Consider the following 18,558-nt stretch of genomic DNA (forward strand, 5'->3'; position numbering starts at 1 on the left):
GTCCTTGGAGCGTCCGGTAAGGTGCGGTGGGCCGCAGCGTCAGTTCAGTGAGCAACCACAGGCTTCCTAGCCGTAACGACCGGTGATGTAGTCTTCGGTCTGCTTCTTCGCCGGATTGGTGAACAGAGTATCGGTGTCGCCGAATTCCACCAGTTTGCCCATGTACATGAACGCCGTGTAGTCGGAAACCCGCGCGGCTTGCTGCATGTTGTGGGTCACGATCACGATGGTGAATTTCGATTTCAGTTCGTAGATCAGCTCTTCGACTTTCAGCGTGGAGATCGGGTCGAGTGCCGAGCACGGTTCATCGAGCAGCAGCACTTCCGGTTCCACGGCGATGGTGCGAGCGATGACCAGACGTTGTTGCTGACCACCGGACAGGCCAAGTGCCGACTCGTGCAGACGGTCTTTGACTTCGTCCCACAGGGCAGCGCCTTTCAATGCCCACTCGACGGCTTCGTCGAGTACACGCTTCTTGTTGATGCCTTGGATGCGCAAGCCGTAAACCACGTTTTCGTAGATGGTTTTCGGGAACGGGTTCGGCTTCTGGAACACCATGCCGACACGGCGACGCAGCTCGGCCACGTCTTCGCCTTTACGGTAGATGTTGCTGCCGTAGAGGTTGATCGCGCCTTCGACACGGCAACCGTCAACCAGATCGTTCATGCGGTTGAAGGTACGCAGCAGCGTGGACTTGCCGCAGCCGGACGGACCGATGAAGGCGGTCACGCGCTGTTTCGGGATGTTCATGCTGACGTCGTACAGCGCTTGTTTTTCGCCGTAGAACAGGCTCAGGCCCGGCACTTCGATGGCCACGGTTTCCTGCTCGAGGTTCAGGCTCTGTTTGTCGCGACCCAATGCCGACATGTTAATGCCGTGGGTATGTGCTTCGTGCTGCATGGGAGGCTCCCTGTGCTAACAAATTCGGTTCAGTTGGCCGCTGGCCTCACATAATGGGCCAGCGGTGTTGCCGTCTTGCAGGAGCAAGGCTTGCCCGCGATGGCGTTTTCGAAATCGCCATCGCCAGCAAGCTGTGCTCCTACAGGGAGCGGCGGTATTAGCTATCTAGAGCTTTGTATTTCTCGCGCAGGTGGTTACGGATGTACACCGCCGACAGGTTCAATGTCGCGATCACCAGCACCAGCAGCAGCGCCGTGGCGTACACCAGCGGCCGCGCGGCTTCGACGTTCGGGCTCTGGAAGCCGACGTCATAAATATGGAAGCCCAGGTGCATGATCTTCTGGTCCAGGTGCAGGTACGGATAGTTGCCATCCAGTGGCAGCGACGGTGCCAGTTTCACCACACCGACCAGCATCAGCGGCGCCACTTCACCGGCGGCGCGCGCCACGGCGAGGATCATGCCGGTCATCATCGCCGGGCTGGCCATCGGCAGCACGATCTTCCACAAGGTTTCTGCCTTGGTTGCGCCAAGGGCCAACGAGCCCTCACGCACAGTGCGAGGGATTCGCGCCAGGCCTTCTTCGGTGGCCACGATCACCACTGGCACCGCCAGCAACGCCAGGGTCAGCGAGGCCCACAGCAGGCCCGGCGTACCGAAGGTGGGTGCCGGCAAGGCTTCAGGGAAGAACAGCCGGTCAACCGAGCCACCCAGCACATAGACGAAGAAGCCCAGGCCGAACACACCGTAGACGATCGCCGGTACACCGGCCAGGTTGTTCACAGCGATCCGGATAATCCGGGTCAACGTGTTCTGCTTGGCGTATTCACGCAGGTAAACCGCCGCCAGTACGCCGAACGGTGTCACGATCATCGCCATGATCAACGTCATCATCACGGTGCCGAAAATCGCCGGGAAAATCCCGCCTTCGGTGTTCGCTTCACGTGGGTCGTCGGACAGGAATTCCCAGACTTTGCTGAAGTAGAAGCCAATTTTGGTGGTAGTGCTCATGGCGTTCGGCTGGTAGGCGTGAACCACTTTGCCGATGCTGATTTCGATTTCCTTGCCGTTCGCGTCGCGGGCGGTGAGGCTGTCGCGGTTGAACTGGGCGTGCAAGTCATTCAGACGGGCTTCAATGTCTTGATAACGTGCATTGAGCTCAGCGCGCTCGGCGTCCATGTCGGCTTGCGCAGCGGCGTCCAGCTTGCCGGCCAGTTCCAGTTTGCGACCGTGCAAACGAATGCGTTCCAGACCCGAGTTGATCGCGCCGATGTCGACCTTTTCCAGGGTCTTGAGCTGTGCCGCGAGTTTATTCACGCGATCAACACGCGCTTGCAGCTCAGGCCAGCCCGCTTCGCCTTCAGCGATGACTTTGCCGTCTTGTTTGACGTTGACCAGGTAACCGTAGAAGTTGCCCCACTCGCGACGCTCGATGGTCATCAGCTCAGGCGGCGTCTTCTGATTGGTCAGCCACTCGCCGACGACCCAGGTGAAGTCGTTGCCGTTCAAGTCACGGTTGCCGACCTTGATCAGCTCCCGCGTCATGAACTCCGGGCCCTGATCGGGCACCGGCAGGCCAGCACTTTTCAGGCGCTCGCGTGGGACTTCTTCCTTCTGTACCACTTCACCAATGACCAGGTGATTGGCCTGGCCCGGTACGTCGTAGCTGGCGTGGATCAGGTCCGCCGGCCAGAAGTGCCCCAGACCGCGCACGGCAATCACGGCCAGCAGGCCAATGGTCATGATGACAGCGATGGACACCGCGCCACCGCTGATCCAGACGCCGGGGGCGCCGCTCTTGAACCATCCATTCAGGGAGTTCTGTTTCACAGACTTCTACCTTTGCTTAAAGCGACGAGTATTTCTTGCGCAGACGCTGACGAATCAGTTCTGCGAGGGTGTTCATGACGAAGGTGAACAACAGCAGCACCAGCGCCGAGAGGAACAGCACGCGGTAGTGGCTGCCGCCGACTTCCGACTCCGGCATTTCCACCGCGACGTTGGCGGCCAGTGTGCGCAGACCTTCGAACAGGTTCATTTCCATGACCGGGGTGTTACCGGTGGCCATCAACACGATCATGGTTTCACCGACCGCACGCCCCATGCCGATCATCAGCGCCGAGAAAATACCCGGGCTGGCGGTGAGGATCACCACGCGAGTCATGGTCTGCCACGGCGTAGCACCGAGGGCCAGGGAGCCGAGGGTCAACCCGCGAGGCACGCTGAACACGGCGTCTTCGGCGATGGAGTAGATGTTCGGGATGACCGCGAAGCCCATGGCCAGGCCGACCACCAGTGCGTTGCGCTGGTCGTAGGTGATGCCCAGGTCGTGGGAGATCCACATGCGCATGTCGCCGCCGAAGAACCAGGTTTCCATGTACGGGCTCATGTACAGCGAGAGCCAGCCCACAAACAGGATCACCGGGATCAGAATCGCGCTTTCCCAGCCGTCCGGCACTTTCAGGCGGATCGACTCAGGCAGGCGGCTGAAGACGAAGCCCGCCACCAGAATGCCGATCGGCAGGAGCATCAGCAGGCTGAAGATGCCCGGCAAATGCCCTTCTACATACGGTGCGAGGAACAGGCCGGCGAAGAAACCGAGGATCACCGTCGGCATCGCTTCCATCAGCTCGATCACCGGCTTGACCTTGCGACGCAGGCTTGGTGCCATGAAGTACGCGGTGTAGATCGCAGCGGCGACGGCCAGTGGTGCGGCCAACAGCATCGCGTAAAACGCGGCCTTCAAAGTACCGAAGGTCAACGGAGACAAGCTCATTTTCGGTTCGAAGTCAGTGTTGGCGGCGGTCGATTGCCAGACGTATTTAGGTTCGTCGTAGTTCTCGTACCAGACCTTGCTCCACAGCGCGCTCCACGATACTTCCGGGTGCGGGTTGTCGAGCAACAGCGGCTGAATCTTGCCGCCCTCTTCGACGATGATGCGGTTGGCGCGCGGCGACAGACCGAAAAGGCCTTGGCCTTCCACGACCTGGTCCACCAGCAACGTACGGTGGGCGGTACTGTGGAACACGCCGAGCTTGCCGGAGGCGTCGAGGGCAACGAAGCCTTTGCGACGCTCTTCAGCGCTGATTTCAACGATAGGCGTGGTGCCCATCTGGAAAGTACGGATCTGCTTCAGACGCAGCTCGCCATCGGGGTCGCGCGCCATGAACCACTGGGCCAGACCACCTTTGGAGTCGCCGAGGATCAGCGAAATACCGCCCACCAGTTGAGTACTGGCAGTGATTTGCGCTTCACCGTCTTCAAGCAATTTGTAGCGACCGTTGAGGCTCTTGTCGCGCAGGCTGAACACGTCGGCCTGGGCACGCCCGTTAATCACGTACAGCCACTGCTGGCGCGGGTCGACGAAGATGTTCTTCACCGGCTCGTTCATCTGCGGCAGGTCGATGCGTTTCTGCTCGTTGGTGATTTCGCCGGTCATCATGTTTTCTTCGCTGGTCAGCGACAAAACATTGAGTTGCGAACCGGTTGCGCCCACCAGCATCAGCGTCGAATCGTTGGCGTTGAGGCTGATGTGTTCCAGCGCGCCACCGGCTTCGTTCAGTGCGATCGGCGTCTCGCCGTACGGGTACTCGATGGCCGGCGTAATGGTTTTCTTGCCATCCGGGTAGCTGACTTTATAGGTGTGACGGAACACCAGTGCCTTACCGTCGGACAGGCCCACGGCGACCAGCGGGTGACCTGGCTGGTCTTCACCGATGGACGTTACGCTGACACCGGCCGGGATCGGCAGATCGACGCGCTTGAGTTCAGCGCCATTGTCGATATCAAAGAACAGTGCCTGGCCCTTGTCGGAAACCCGCATGGCGACCTGGTTCTGTTCTTCGAGGGAGATCATCAACGGCTTGCCGGCATCTTGCATCCAGGCAGGCGTGATGGCGTCCTTGGTCGTCAGGTTGGCACCCTGGAACAGGGGCAAGACGACGTAGCCAAGGAAGAAGAAAATCAGCGTGATCGCGCCGAGGACAGCGAGGCCGCCAATCAGGACGTACCAACGTGTCAGGCGATCTTTGAGCGCGCGAATGCGACGCTTGCGTTGCAACTCAGGCGTATTGAAATCAATTCGCTTGGGGGGATTATTAGTCATGGTGGAATTGGCCAGATCATTCATTCGCACACCCTAGCGATCCTGTATGACAGAAAGATGACAGCGCAGTGACGCGACAAATCCGCTGCCTGTGGGAACTGGCAGCAGACCGGGAATTTGGGGGGGGGCCGGGTCACCTGCGTGGTAACCCTGAGCCGTTGTAGGAGCAGAGCTTGCTCGCGATAGCGGTCTTTCCAGTCACATCATTGCTGAATGTGTCGACGCCATCGCGGGCAAGCCTTGCTCCTACAGATCCGGGGCTAGCCCCGGATCAGGGTGTTACTTTTTTGCGACTTCAGCGCCGCCTTCCGACAGACCCAGGTCAGCCAGAGCTTTGGCTGCGACTTTGGCTGGCAGTGGGATGTAACCGTCTTTCACGACAACTTCCTGGCCCTGTTTGGACAGAACCAGTTTCACGAACTCGGCTTCCAGCGGGGCCAGAGGCTTGTTCGGAGCTTTGTTGACGTAAACGTAGAGGAAACGCGACAGCGGGTATTTGCCGTTCAGTGCGTTTTCTTCGGTGTCTTCGATGAAGTCAGTGCTGCCTTTCTTGGCCAGGGCCACAGTCTTCACGGAAGCAGTTTTGTAGCCGATGCCCGAGTAACCGATGCCGTTCAGCGAGGAGCTGATCGACTGTACGACCGAAGCCGAACCTGGTTGTTCGTTCACGTTTGGCTTGTAGTCGCCTTTGCACAGGGCTTCTTCTTTAAAGTAGCCGTAGGTGCCGGATACCGAGTTACGACCGAACAGTTGAACCGGCTTGTTGGCCAGGTCGCCGGTCACACCCAGGTCGCCCCAGGTTTTCACGTCGGTTTTAGCGCCGCACAGACGAGTGGACGAGAAGATCGCGTCGACTTGTTCCATGGTCAGGTGCTGGATCGGGTTGTCCTTGTGCACGAACACCGCCAGGGCGTCCACGGCAACCGGGATAGCGGTTGGCTTGTAGCCGTACTTCTGCTCGAAGGCAGCCAGTTCGGTGTCCTTCATCTTGCGGCTCATCGGGCCCAGGTTAGAGGTGCCTTCGGTCAGCGCAGGTGGCGCGGTGGCGGAGCCAGCGGCCTGAATCTGGATGTTTACGTTCGGGTATTCTTTCTTGTAGTTCTCAGCCCACAGGGTCATGAGGTTGGCCAGGGTATCGGAGCCGACGCTGGACAGGTTGCCCGACACACCAGTGGTCTTGGTGTAGCTCGGGATCGACGGGTCAACAGCGGCGAACGCGTTGGCAGTCGCAACGCCAGCAGCGACAAAAGTCATTGCCGCCATCAAACGCTTCAGTTTCATGCCTTACTCCTAGCAGATAGAGTTGTTAGTCGGGGCCAAGTATCAGCAGGCCGTGTGAACACTCTATGGCTGAAATATGACAATTGGATGAAAGGCCAGCATTCGAGTGCCCGATACATCCAGTCTCGCAGCGCAGGTTGACAAATCATAACCAAGAGATAGCCTTGTCAACCACGAGAGGAACCCATGATTAACGACCGAATCCGCCGCGCTCGCCTACTACGAGGCATGTCTCTAGAGGCTTTAGCGCTCAAGCTTGGCGATATCACCAAGCAAGGCATCAGCAAATACGAGAAAGGGGCAAGCACTCCAAACTCCGCACGCCTGTTACAAATGGCAAAAGTATTGGAGGTCAGTCCAGAGTACTTTTTCCGGGCGGAGGCTGTGCCGCTTGCACCGTTAGAGTTTCGCAAACTGGCGAAAATGCCGAAGTACCGTCAGGTTCAAGTTGAAGAACAGATTCGTGAGCATCTCGAGCGCTACATCGCTCTAGAGGATTGCTTCGACCCGGCGGACATCCAGACTCCGACCACCCCAGCGCAAATGCTACCGGTTTCCTCTATAGAGGAAGCTGAACGCGCGGCCGAGCAACTGCGTGAATTCTGGAAAATCGGCAGTGATCCCATCTCCAATCTTACCGAGCAACTGGAAGAGCACAGCATCAAGGTAGCAATGCTCATGGGGCCAAATGACTTTGATGGGGCCTGCGCCGCAACCGGTGACGGTCGTCATGTCTTGATCGCACTCAACTCGGAGCGCCCCGGCGAACGCATACGCTTCACCGCTGCCCATGAGCTGGGTCATTGGGTCATGCAGTTACCCGAAGAAATGCCCGAAAGAGAAAAGGAAAACTGCTGCCATCGTTTCGCGGGTGCCTTCCTCTATCCGGCCAAAGGTGTCACCAGTGACTTTGGTAATCACCCTCGCTCCAGGGTTCATCCCCGGGAACTGCTAATCGCCAAGCGCCAATACGGAATTTCGATGCACGCAGCGCTGCGGCGCCTCAAGGATTTAAATCTTCTCAGCGACGGCGGTTACAAATCCCTCACCATTCAGTTCAGCTCGAACGGCTGGCGCAAGGCCGAGCCAGAGCCATTGCCGTGTAAACCCCCACAACGTTTTGAGTCGTTGGTGTTTTGGGGATTGGCCGAAGGATTGATCACCAAATCCCGTGCAGCTGAACTTCTACGCAAACCAGTGAGCGCTTTAGATCCCAATTTCCTGGGCTCACTGGAGAGTGCATGACTCTGATCTACATCAGCGATACGAATATCTGGATCGATTTCAGAAATGCAGGGCTGCTGGAACAGATGTTCAGTCTGCCGTTCACGCTTTGCTGCACAGATTTCGTACTGCACGAACTCGAAGATTTTCCGCATGACGAATTGCTTGCCCACGGGTTAATTGTCGAATCATTCGAGGGTCCGGAAGTGGCACGGCTGTTCGGTCTTAAAATCGAACATAGCAACAGTTCTCTGGCAGACGTTTCCTGTTATCTACTTGCTCAGCAAACAGGTCGTCCGTTATTGACGGGGGACGGCAAACTTAGGAAACAGGCACGAAAGGATGGGCTACAGGTACACGGTGCACTTTGGCTGCTGGACCTGATGGTTAACCATCAGGTTGTTGGATTGCAACAGGCTGCGGATGCTTTAGAGGACATGCTCATGGGCGGAGCACGATTACCGTCAGGCGAGTGTGAGGCAAGGCTTTCGCGCTGGCGAAAGCCTTGAGGGAGATGGTTAGCGCCCCCTTTTCCAGAGGTAAGCACCCACCAGAATCCCGACCCCGCAAATGATCGCCACATAATAGGCCGGCCCCATCGGGCTTTCCTTCAGCAGCAGGGTCACCACCATTGGCGTCAGGCCGCCGAAGATGGCATAGGCCAGGTTGTACGAGAACGACAGCCCGCTGAAGCGCACCACCGCCGGGAAGGCTTTGACCATCACATACGGCACCGCGCCGATGGTGCCGACCAGCAGACCCGTCAGGGCATACATCGGGAACAACCAGTCCGGATGATTGAACAGGCTGTGATAGAAGGTCCACGAACTCATCAGCAGCAAGGCGCTGCCAAACACAAACACCCGGCCTGCGCCGAAGCGGTCAGCCAAGGCGCCAGACGCCACACACCCAAGGCTCAGGAACACGATCGCCACGCTATTGGCTTGCAATGCAGTGGTCGGCGCGAAGTGGTAGACGGTCTGCAGCACGGTCGGGGTCATGAGGATGACCACGATGATGCCGGCGGACAGCAGCCAGGTCAGCAGCATGGAGATCAGGATCGCCCCGCGATGGTCGCGCAACACTGCCCGCAGCGGCACTTCTTCGGCGAGCGCCTTGCGCAATTGCAGCTCGGCGAATACCGGGGTCTCGTGCAGCCAGCGGCGCAGGTACACCGAGAACAGGCCAAACACACCGCCCAGCAGGAACGGGATCCGCCAGGCGTAATCGGCCACTTCGCCCGGGGTATAAATGCTGTTGATGGCCGTGGCGACCAGGGAGCCCAGCAAAATGCCCGCCGTCAGGCCGCTGGTCAGGGTGCCGCAGGCGTAACCGATATGGCGCTGCGGTACGTGTTCGGAAACAAATACCCACGCGCCTGGCACTTCACCACCAATCGCCGCGCCCTGAATGACCCGCATCAGCAGCAACAGGATCGGTGCCCACAGACCAATCTGCGCATAAGTCGGCAGCAGCCCCATGATCAGGGTCGGTACCGCCATCATGAAAATGCTCAGGGTGAACATTTTCTTGCGCCCCAGCAGGTCACCGAAATGCGCCATGACAATGCCGCCCAACGGCCGCGCCAGGTAGCCGGCGGCGAAAATGCCGAAGGTCTGCATCAAACGCAGCCACTCGGGCATGTCAGCGGGGAAGAACAGTTTGCCGACCACCGTGGCGAAGAACACAAAGATGATGAAGTCGTAGAACTCCAGCGCACCGCCCAGGGCAGACAGCGATAAAGTCTTGTAATCATTGCGGGTCAACGGTCGTGCGGGTTGAGCTGGCTGCGCGATGCTCGAAGGCGCTGTGGTCATGGCAAGGCTTCTCTTATAGTCGGATCTGCGACCTCAACAACGCTGGCCGAGGCTTGGACAGGTCCGGCACGATAGCAAATTGTTCGAAAAAGCACATAGAGGTGCGGTTTTGACCGCCAAAATGAGAACCGGACGGTCGTCTCGGAGTCTACCGACCGATATACTCGCGATCTGGCAACAATTTGAAAGGGTTGCTGTGCGAAGACGCTGCTGGCTCTACCAGTCGATTTCGCAGAGTTTCCCTTTAGGCGCCTTACGAAAAACGTGACGAACGTAGTATGTTCGGGGCTGAATCGTTTTTCTTGAAAGCGGCTATTCACCTGAAGTACCAATGAAGAGTCACGGGTCAGAGGCACCCCCGGCATGATAGAGCTCGAACAAGAAGATCCAATCCCGCAAGGCGACCTGGCCCTGCAAATCACCGCGCTTCCTCGCGAAACCAACGGCTTCGGCGATATTTTCGGCGGCTGGCTGGTGGCGCAGATGGATTTGGCCGGCACCGCCATGGCCAGCAAGGTTGCTGGTGGACGCGTTGCCACCGTTGCGATTGATCGTATGGCGTTCCTGGTTCCAGTGGCGGTGGGCGCTCAGCTCTCCTTTTATACCCAGGCCCTGGAAATCGGCCGCAGCTCGATCAAGATGATGGTCGAAGTCTGGAGCGACGACCCGCTGTCCAGTGAGTGGCGTAAAGTGACTGAAGCGGTGTTCGTGTTCGTCGCCATCGACGGCAGCGGCCGCACTCGCTCGGTTCCGCCCCGCGCGCGTTAAACGCTGCGGCGGTTTTGCGGTCCATTGCAGTCATTGTTCCCGATCGAGAGTTGTCCCATGAACACGCCCAACGTTGAAGCCGTGAAACTGGATGAACTGAACTGCTGGCGTATCCGCCACGGCCAGGCCGAATTGCTGGTTGCCCAGCAAGGTGCGCACATCCTCAGTTATCAATTGGCCGGCCAACCGCCGCTGATCTGGCTCAACGACGAGGCTGTGTTCAAGACCGGCAAAAGCATCCGCGCCGGCGTGCCGGTGTGCTGGCCGTGGTTCGGTAACCTTGCACGCAACCCGCAGAGCGTCCAGGCGATGCGCGTCAGCAGCGAGCCGCCCGCGGCCCACGGATTTGTCCGGGCGATGGATTGGGAACTGGGCGGCATCGAAACCGAGGGCGAAAGCCTGAAGGTGGAATTCCTGCTGCCCTACCCTGAAGGTGGCTTTGCGGAGTGGCCTCACCAGGTGGACTTGAAGCTGAGCATTCGCCTGGATGAGCAACTGCACATCAACCTGACCAGCCATAACCAGGGCACTGACACCGTCACCCTCAGCCAGGCACTGCACAGCTATTTCGCGGTCAGCGATGTGCGCAACGTGCAGGTCGAAGGCGTGGATGGCCTGAGTTACATCGAAACGCTGGAAGACTGGAAAACCAAGGAACAGCACGGTGATCTGCGCTTTACCGGCGAGACCGATCGCATTTACCTCGACACCCCGCCACTGCTGAGTATCGTCGACCCGGCCTGGGAACGTCGCATCGAGCTGACCAGCCAAAACTCGCGCAACGCAGTGATCTGGAATCCTTGGATTGAACGCGCGGCAGCGTTCAGCGACATGGCCGACGATGGCTGGCAGCGCATGTTGTGCATCGAGACAGCGAATGTGATGGATGATGTGGTGACCTTGGCTGCGGGAGCCACTCACACACTGGGCGTGAGTATCGGCAGCAAACCACTTTAAACGCATCGCGGGCAAGCCTTGCTCCTACAGGATATGAACTGCCCTGTAGGAGCAAGGCTTGCCCGCGATTGGTTTTATCTGATGCTTACAAATCCGACTCTTTGACCACCCGCACTTTCGCCGCATCCAGCGCATACGCCGCGTCGGCCAGGTCGTTGTTGACCGTCTCGATCTTCAGCGTGCCGGTGACCCACAGCGGTGTGTAGATGTCATCCAGCTTCAGCCCCTTCGGATAACGCACCAGCACCAACTGATTGGGTGGCGGTGGCGGCACGTGGATGCACGCGCCCGGGTACGGCACGAGGAAGAACAGCGTGCTGCGACCCTTGGCATCGGACTCCAGCGGCACCGGGTAACCACCGATACGGATGTTCTTGTCATTCATCGACGGCACGGTTTTGGTCGAATACATCACCGCGGGCAAGCCTTTGCTCTGTTTCATGCCACCCTTGGCGGTGAACGTGCCATCGCCTTCAGGGGAGTTGTGGTCGATTTCGGGCATGGCCTCGAGGGCTTTCTGGTCCGACTTGGGCATCAGTTCGAGCCAGTCGGTTTCCGGCAGTTCGCCGGCATGGGCCAAACCACTGCCCAGAAAAAGGAGAGTCAACAGAAGACGGCGCATTGAGGTGCTCGGTAAAGGAAGGGTGATAAGTCGCCGAGCATTCTAGCCCTCTCTGCGTGCGGCGCAGAGGGGGCTTTGTCGCTTTGGATCAGTTCTTTTTGATCAGGCCGTAGATCACCAGCAACACCACGGCGCCGACCAGCGCACCGATGAAGCCCGCGCCTTGGCCGGCCTGATAGATGCCCAGAGCCTGGCCGCCGTAAGTGGCCGCCAGTGAACCGCCGATACCGAGCAGGATGGTCATGATCCAGCCCATGCTGTCATCGCCCGGTTTCAGGAACCGAGCCAGCAGGCCGACAATCAAGCCGATAAAGATGGTTCCGATAATTCCCATGGCATTTCCCTCTGAATGATTTGGATATGCCCAAAGCCTAGTCAGACTTTGGCATCCTGCCATGAGAGAACGGCGGCCCCTGAATGGTTCCGCCGCGGCCACATGAAACTATTCGGCGATGAGCGCTTCGACCTTGAGGATCTGTGCCGCCAGCGTCTCGCGGTCCGCACAGCGCAGGTTGGCGTGACCGACCTTGCGACCGGTCTTGAACGCCTTGCCGTAGTGGTGCAGATGGCAATCGGCAATCGCGATCACCTTCTCAACCGGTGGTACAACGCCGATGAAGTTGAGCATCGCGCTCTCACCGATTTTGGCCGTCGAACCCAGCGGCAGGCCGGCAACGGCCCGCAGATGGTTTTCGAACTGGCTGCACTCGGCGCCTTCAGTGGTCCAGTGCCCGGAGTTGTGTACGCGCGGGGCAATTTCGTTGGCCTTGAGGCCACCGTCGACTTCAAAGAATTCGAACGCCATCACGCCGACATAATCCAACTGTTTGAGCACGCGGCTGGAGTAGTCTTCAGCCAAGGCTTGCAGCGCGTGGTCGGTGCTGGCCACGGACAGTTTGAGGATGCCGCTGTCGTGGGTGTTGTGAACCAGCGGGTAGAACCTGGTTTCACCATCGCGGGCACGCACGGCGATCAGCGAGACTTCGCCGGTGAACGGCACGAAGCCTTCCAGCAGGCAAGCAACGCTGCCAAGTTCCGCGAACGTGCCGACAACGTCTTCAGGTTTGCGCAGGACTTTCTGGCCCTTGCCGTCGTAACCCAGGGTGCGGGTTTTCAGCACGGCAGGCAGGCCGATGGAGGCCACGGCGGCGTCCAGGTCGGCTTGCGACTGAATGTCGGCGAACGCCGGGGTTGGAATCCCCAGGTCCTTGAACATGCTCTTCTCGAACCAGCGATCCCGCGCAATGCGCAGGGCTTCGGCGCTTGGGTAGACCGGGACGAATTGCGACAGGAACGCCACGGTTTCAGCCGGGACGCTTTCGAACTCGAAGGTCACCAGATCGACTTCATCGGCCAGCTGACGCAGGTGGTCCTGGTCGCCGTAATCGGCTCGCAGGTGTTCGCCCAACGCGGCTGCGCAAGCATCCGGCGCGGGGTCCAGGAAAGCGAAATTCATACCCAGCGGGGTGCCCGCCAGCGCCAACATGCGACCCAACTGGCCGCCACCGATTACACCGATCTTCATCGTCAACAACCTCAGGCGATGCGTGGGTCTGGATTGTCCAGGACGCTGTCTGTCTGTTCAGCACGGAACGTTTTCAGCACGTCGTGGAACTGCGGGTGCTTGGCGCCCAGGATGCTCGCCGACAGCAGCGCGGCGTTGATCGCGCCAGCTTTGCCGATGGCCAGGGTCGCCACCGGGATACCCGCTGGCATCTGCACGATGGAGAGCAGCGAATCGACACCCGAAAGCATCGCCGACTGCACCGGCACGCCCAGCACCGGCAGGTGGGTCTTGGCCGCACACATGCCTGGCAAGTGGGCCGCGCCACCGGCACCGGCGATAATCACCTCAATGCCACGGGCCTCGGCCTCTTCGGCGTACTGGAACAGCAGGTCCGGGGTGCGGTGGGCAGAGACCACTTTCACCTCGTAAGGGATGCCGAGCTTTTCCAGCATATCGGCGGTGTGGCTAAGGGTGGACCAATCGGACTTGGAGCCCATGATCACGCCAACCAGTGCACTCATCGTCGTGCCTCTTCTCTCTGGGCGCCCGCAGGCGCGTCAAAAAACAACAAGCCACGCAAAATGCGTGGCTTGATGTACGAATTATGGCCGGGCGAACCGGCCGAAGGCCGCGCAGTATACCGCAATGACGCAGATAAACAGCCCCTGTTACGACCATCTGTCATACGGCGCAAAAGCCCGGTTTTATTGACTTTCAGGTCAGCAGACAGACTTGCCATAAACCCCGCCCCTGTAGGAGCACAGCTTGCTGGCGATGGCGTCCTGTAAGTCGCCATCGCCAGCAAGCTGTGCTCCTACAAAGGCATCGTTAGCTGGTTGTCCCTTGGGCAGCGCCGCCTTCAAGCTTGCGCCACAACAATCGCACGTTGGCCTTGCGCACCAAGGCGCAACGGTACAGGCGAATCTCCAGCGGCACATGCCATTGCGGGCCGCCACAAACCACCAGCTCACCCCGAGCCAGTTCGGCGCGCACGCTGAGTTGCGGCACCCAGGCAATGCCCAGTCCTTCCAGCGCCATGCTTTTCAGGCTGTCGGCCATGGCCGTTTCGTAGATCGTGGTAAACCGCAGCGCCCGCTGGCGTAGCAGCATGTTGACCGAGCGACCGAGAAAGGCGCCGGTGCTGTAGGCCAACAGCGGCACACTGCCCTCGCCTTCCAGGTCGAACAGCGGTTTGCCGTCCGCATCGGCCGCGCACACCGGGAGCATCTCAGTGTGACCCAGGTGCAGGGATGGAAAGATCTCCGGGTCCATCTGCAAGGCAGCGTCGGGGTCATAGAACGCCAGCATCAAATCGCAGCCACCTTCACGCAATGCGTGCACCGCGTCGCCAACGTTGGTCGCCACCAATCGCGTGGCGATATTCAGCCCCTCATTGCGCAATTGCGCGATCCAGCGCGGAAAGAAACCCAGCGCCAGGGAGTGAGCGGCGGCGACCTGCATCACCTCGCCCTGCCCACCTTCCAGGTGATGAAGATGACGCAGCACTTCGCCCAGTTGTTCGACCACAGTCCGCGCGGTCACCAGAAACAATTGCCCCGCTGCCGTCAGCTCGACGGGCGTGCGCGAACGATTGACCAGTTGCAGTCCCAACGCGGCTTCAAGGCTGCGAATTCGCCGGCTGAACGCCGGTTGTGTCACGAAGCGTCTTTCCGCAGCCTGGGAGAAGCTGCGGGTGGCGGCCAGGGCGCTGAAGTCCTCCAGCCATTTACTTTCAAGGTTCATCACGCCCTCCCGGACACGCACCAATTTAGGTCGCACGCTCGCCGCACACGCGGCGTCACACGGGCATTATGCCGAATGTGCATAGGCTAGTGTTTAACAGCATTGGCCCAAAATTCTCCACAAGCCTAGCATTTGCAGTGTTCCGGCACAGACCGGGTCCATATCGAGATGATTTCTATCATGTCCTCCGCTGCATCTTTCCGCACAGAAAAAGACCTGCTTGGCGTACTCGAAGTACCTGCTCAAGCGTATTACGGCATCCAGACCCTGCGAGCGGTGAATAACTTCCGCCTTTCGGGCGTTCCGATTTCGCATTACCCGAAGCTGGTTGTCGGTCTGGCGATGGTCAAACAGGCCGCCGCTGACGCCAACCGCGAACTGGGTCACCTGAGCGAAGCCAAGCACGCTGCCATCAGCGAAGCCTGTGCACGTTTGATCCGCGGCGATTTCCACGAAGAGTTCGTGGTCGACATGATTCAAGGCGGCGCTGGCACTTCAACCAACATGAATGCCAACGAAGTCATCGCCAACATCGCGCTGGAGGCCATGGGTCACCAGAAGGGCGAATACCAATACCTGCACCCGAACAACGACGTGAACATGGCGCAGTCGACCAACGACGCCTACCCGACTGCGATCCGTCTGGGTCTGCTGCTGGGTCACGACGCTCTGCTGGCCAGCCTCGACAGCCTGATCCAGTCGTTCGCCGCCAAAGGTGAAGAATTCAGCCACGTCCTGAAGATGGGTCGTACCCAGCTGCAAGACGCTGTGCCGATGACCCTGGGCCAGGAATTCCGTGCCTTCGCCACGACCCTGGGCGAAGACCTGGCGCGTCTGAAAACGCTGGCGCCTGAACTGCTGACCGAAGTGAACCTGGGCGGTACTGCGATTGGTACCGGCATCAACGCCGACCCGCGTTACCAGCACTTGGCCGTTCAGCGCCTGGCACTGATCAGCGGTCAACCGCTGGTACCGGCCGCCGACCTGATCGAAGCCACGTCCGACATGGGCGCCTTCGTACTGTTCTCCGGCATGCTCAAGCGCACCGCGGTCAAACTGTCGAAGATCTGCAACGACCTGCGTCTGCTGTCCAGCGGCCCACGCACCGGCATCAACGAAATCAACCTGCCGGCGCGTCAGCCAGGCAGCTCGATCATGCCAGGCAAGGTCAACCCGGTTATCCCGGAAGCGGTCAACCAAGTGGCGTTCCAGATCATCGGCAACGACCTGGCCCTGACCATCGCGGCCGAAGGTGGCCAACTGCAACTGAACGTGATGGAGCCGCTGATCGCCTTCAAGATCTTCGACTCGATCCGTCTGCTGCAACGCGCCATGGACATGCTGCGCGAGCACTGCATCACCGGCATCACGGCCAACGAAGAACGTTGCCGCGAACTGGTCGAGCACTCGATCGGCCTGGTGACTGCGCTGAACCCGTACATCGGCTATGAAAACGCCACCCGTATCGCCCGTATCGCCCTCGAAAGCGGCCGTGGCGTACTGGAACTGGTGCGCGAAGAAGGCTTGCTCGACGACGCCATGCTCGCCGACATCCTGCGCCCGGAAAACATGATTGCTCCGCGTCTGGTTCCGCTTAAAGCCTGAACCGACGCGTTACTTGTAGCACCGCTCACCAGGTCGAGGGACTAGACACCTCTCACCTTTTGAGGGCTTGGGGATTTAATCCCCAGGCCCTTTTTTTTGATTTTTTTGCGGACGCGTCACTTCTGTAGGAGCACGGCTTGCCGGCGATGGCGCCCTCACTATCGCCATCGCCGGCAAGCCGTGCTCCGACAGGAAAGCCACCTCGTTTACCGCTTGCACCATAATCGGGCAGACGGACGGCACACTCATCGGTATAGTGCCGCCCCTCTTCGCGTGAGCGGTCGTCGGTAACGAGGCCCAAACCCATGCGAAACCCGAACTAATAACAAACCTGCAATAAAGGACCGGGACGAAAACGCGCCTCATCTGTTGTGCCACGCGCACAGCGATGTAACGCGATGTTGCTTCCTGTCCGGCATTTGCCTACACAAAAAACAGCGAGGAATAATCCATGCTCGAAGTCATTAACGACTTCCTCTCAGGGAAAGTACTGATCGTGCTCATTGTCGGGCTCGGTAGCTACTTCACGATCCGCTCGCGTTTCGTTCAATTGCGTCACTTCTTCCACATGTTCGCGGTGTTCCGCGACAGCCTCAAAAGCAGCGCCGGGCAACTCAGCTCGTTCCAGGCCCTGATGCTCAGCCTCGCCGGCCGCGTCGGCGCAGGCAACATTGCCGGTGTCGGCATTGCCGTGACCCTGGGTGGCCCCGGTGCGGTGTTCTGGATGTGGGTGACCGCGCTGGTCGGCATGTCCAGCAGCTTCTTCGAATGTTCCCTCGGCCAGCTCTACAAGCGCTGCGACTCCGACGGCACCTACCGTGGCGGCCCGTCCTACTACATTCAGCATGGCCTGCAAAAACGCTGGTTGGGCATGATCATGGCGTTCCTGTTGCTGGTGACCTTCGGGTTTGCCTTCAACGGCCTGCAATCCCACGCCGTGACTCATTCGCTGAACAACGCATTCGGCTTCGACACCACTTACACCGGCATTGCGCTGGCCGTTTTGCTGGGGCTGGTGTTCGTCGGCGGGATCAAACGCATCGCCAAGGTCGCCGACTTGCTGGTACCGGTGAAAACCCTGGTCTACATCGGCGTGACTATCTATGTGATCGTGCTGCAATTCGATCAAGTACCCGGCATGTTGATCACCATTGTCAAAAGCGCTTTCGGTCTCGACCAGGCGTTTGGCGGCCTGATCGGCAGCGCCATCGTCATGGGCGTGAAGCGTGGCGTGTTCGCCAACGAAGCGGGCCTGGGCAGTGCGCCGAACGTGGCCGCCGTGGCCTCGGTCGAGCACCCGGTGGCACAAGGCGTGGTCCAGGCGTTCAGCGTGTTCCTCGACACCTTCGTGATCTGCACCTGCACCGCGTTGCTGATCCTGCTCTCGGGTTTCTACACCCCGGGCTTCGAAGGCGATGGCATTGCCCTGACCCAGAACTCGCTGGCCGCCGTCGTCGGTGACTGGGGCCGGATTTTCATCTCCGTGGCCTTGTCGTTGTTCGTGTTCACCTCGATCCTCTACAACTACTACCTGGGCGAGAGCAACCTGCGCTTTTTGATCGGTGAAAACCGCAAGGCACTGATTGGCTATCGTGCATTGGTGTTGGCGTTGATCTTCTGGGGCGCCATCGAAAACCTGGGCACGGTGTTCGCCTTCGCCGACATCACCATGACGATGCTCGCGTTCGTGAACCTGATCGCGTTGTTCCTGCTGTTCAAGGTCGGCATGCGCATCCTGCGTGACTATGACGACCAGCGTGCTGCCGGGATCAAGACGCCAGTGTTCGATTCGAGCAAATTCGCCGACCTGGACCTCGACCTGAAAGCCTGGCCAGCCAACCCGCCAGCGCCAGCGCCGACAGCAACAACCGAGCCGCAAGGCGTACTCGCAGCGCAACGCTGACCGGTAAAAAAACCGGGCGCATCCCCTGCGCCCGACGTGACACAACGTGCGACCGGCGTCATGCTCGGTCGTATGTTGTTTTGGTGCTGAGCCGGCCAGACCGCGTCGCGGCCTTCGCGAGCAGGCTC

General features: G+C 59.4%; 16 protein-coding genes. 6 read left to right on the forward strand and 10 right to left on the reverse strand.

Annotation, left to right across the window (positions count from 1 at the left end; translation table 11 throughout):
* Positions 1-66: 66 nt before the first annotated feature.
* The 4 genes from pstB to LOY55_RS30220 form a co-directional block, all read right to left on the reverse strand.
* Positions 67-900: a phosphate ABC transporter ATP-binding protein PstB gene (gene pstB / locus LOY55_RS30205; protein ID WP_008018291.1), complete on the reverse strand. Its 834-nt coding sequence runs from the start codon at positions 898-900 to the stop codon at positions 67-69.
* A 157-nt stretch (positions 901-1,057) separates the two neighbouring features.
* On the reverse strand, positions 1,058-2,728 hold the full coding sequence (gene pstA, locus LOY55_RS30210) for a phosphate ABC transporter permease PstA (RefSeq protein WP_109786770.1): 1,671 nt from the start codon (positions 2,726-2,728) through the stop codon (positions 1,058-1,060).
* A 16-nt stretch (positions 2,729-2,744) separates the two neighbouring features.
* A complete protein-coding gene (locus tag LOY55_RS30215) occupies positions 2,745-5,027 on the reverse strand; it encodes an ABC transporter permease subunit (RefSeq protein WP_223522293.1) in 2,283 nt (760 codons plus the stop codon).
* Between the two features lie 255 nt (positions 5,028-5,282).
* A complete protein-coding gene (locus tag LOY55_RS30220) occupies positions 5,283-6,284 on the reverse strand; it encodes a phosphate ABC transporter substrate-binding protein PstS (RefSeq protein ID WP_046030758.1) in 1,002 nt (333 codons plus the stop codon).
* A 186-nt stretch (positions 6,285-6,470) separates the two neighbouring features.
* Between LOY55_RS30220 and LOY55_RS30225 the strand changes: the two genes are divergently transcribed.
* Together LOY55_RS30225 and LOY55_RS30230 are read left to right on the forward strand one after the other, a co-directional pair.
* On the forward strand, positions 6,471-7,529 hold the full coding sequence (locus LOY55_RS30225) for a helix-turn-helix domain-containing protein (protein ID WP_109786771.1): 1,059 nt from the start codon (positions 6,471-6,473) through the stop codon (positions 7,527-7,529).
* Positions 7,526-8,017: a type II toxin-antitoxin system VapC family toxin gene (locus tag LOY55_RS30230; protein ID WP_223522294.1), complete on the forward strand. Its 492-nt coding sequence runs from the start codon at positions 7,526-7,528 to the stop codon at positions 8,015-8,017. Before LOY55_RS30225 ends, LOY55_RS30230 begins: the two co-directional genes overlap by 4 nt.
* Positions 8,018-8,026: 9 nt before the next feature.
* On the opposite strand, the gene LOY55_RS30235 is transcribed toward LOY55_RS30230, so the two are convergent.
* Positions 8,027-9,325 (reverse strand): MFS transporter, encoded by a 1,299-nt coding sequence (locus LOY55_RS30235; protein WP_109786773.1) that lies wholly within the window; start codon positions 9,323-9,325, stop codon positions 8,027-8,029.
* A gap of 363 nt (positions 9,326-9,688) precedes the next feature.
* Between LOY55_RS30235 and LOY55_RS30240 the strand changes: the two genes are divergently transcribed.
* A complete protein-coding gene (locus LOY55_RS30240; RefSeq protein ID WP_007942704.1) occupies positions 9,689-10,093 on the forward strand; it encodes an acyl-CoA thioesterase in 405 nt (134 codons plus the stop codon).
* Between the two features lie 57 nt (positions 10,094-10,150).
* Positions 10,151-11,050: a D-hexose-6-phosphate mutarotase gene (locus LOY55_RS30245; RefSeq protein WP_223522295.1), complete on the forward strand. Its 900-nt coding sequence runs from the start codon at positions 10,151-10,153 to the stop codon at positions 11,048-11,050.
* Between the two features lie 85 nt (positions 11,051-11,135).
* Here the strand turns inward: LOY55_RS30245 and LOY55_RS30250 are convergent, their stop codons facing one another.
* The 5 genes from LOY55_RS30250 to LOY55_RS30270 all read right to left on the reverse strand — a co-directional run bounded on the left by LOY55_RS30250 (position 11,136) and on the right by LOY55_RS30270 (position 14,922).
* Positions 11,136-11,672 (reverse strand): DUF3299 domain-containing protein, encoded by a 537-nt coding sequence (locus tag LOY55_RS30250; RefSeq protein WP_046030764.1) that lies wholly within the window; start codon positions 11,670-11,672, stop codon positions 11,136-11,138.
* A gap of 88 nt (positions 11,673-11,760) precedes the next feature.
* Positions 11,761-12,006: a GlsB/YeaQ/YmgE family stress response membrane protein gene (locus tag LOY55_RS30255; RefSeq protein ID WP_008030708.1), complete on the reverse strand. Its 246-nt coding sequence runs from the start codon at positions 12,004-12,006 to the stop codon at positions 11,761-11,763.
* Positions 12,007-12,114: 108 nt separating this feature from the next.
* Complete coding sequence (locus LOY55_RS30260; protein WP_077431009.1) at positions 12,115-13,197, reverse strand: 5-(carboxyamino)imidazole ribonucleotide synthase; 1,083 nt, start codon at positions 13,195-13,197, stop codon at positions 12,115-12,117.
* 11 nt (positions 13,198-13,208) lie between these two features.
* The gene (gene purE / locus LOY55_RS30265) at positions 13,209-13,700 is read right to left on the reverse strand and encodes a 5-(carboxyamino)imidazole ribonucleotide mutase (protein ID WP_007942709.1); all 492 of its coding nucleotides are present in this window, start codon (positions 13,698-13,700) and stop codon (positions 13,209-13,211) included.
* Between the two features lie 307 nt (positions 13,701-14,007).
* Positions 14,008-14,922: a LysR substrate-binding domain-containing protein gene (locus LOY55_RS30270; protein WP_223522296.1), complete on the reverse strand. Its 915-nt coding sequence runs from the start codon at positions 14,920-14,922 to the stop codon at positions 14,008-14,010.
* Between the two features lie 180 nt (positions 14,923-15,102).
* On the opposite strand from LOY55_RS30270, the gene aspA reads away from it, so the two are divergent.
* Both aspA and LOY55_RS30280 read left to right on the forward strand, forming a co-directional pair.
* On the forward strand, positions 15,103-16,527 hold the full coding sequence (aspA, locus tag LOY55_RS30275) for an aspartate ammonia-lyase (RefSeq protein ID WP_027926288.1): 1,425 nt from the start codon (positions 15,103-15,105) through the stop codon (positions 16,525-16,527).
* 451 nt (positions 16,528-16,978) lie between these two features.
* Positions 16,979-18,430 (forward strand): sodium:alanine symporter family protein, encoded by a 1,452-nt coding sequence (locus LOY55_RS30280; RefSeq protein ID WP_077431008.1) that lies wholly within the window; start codon positions 16,979-16,981, stop codon positions 18,428-18,430.
* Positions 18,431-18,558: the final 128 nt, after the last annotated feature.

Source organism: Pseudomonas sp. B21-040 (genome assembly GCF_024748695.1).
Lineage (GTDB): Bacteria > Pseudomonadota > Gammaproteobacteria > Pseudomonadales > Pseudomonadaceae > Aquipseudomonas.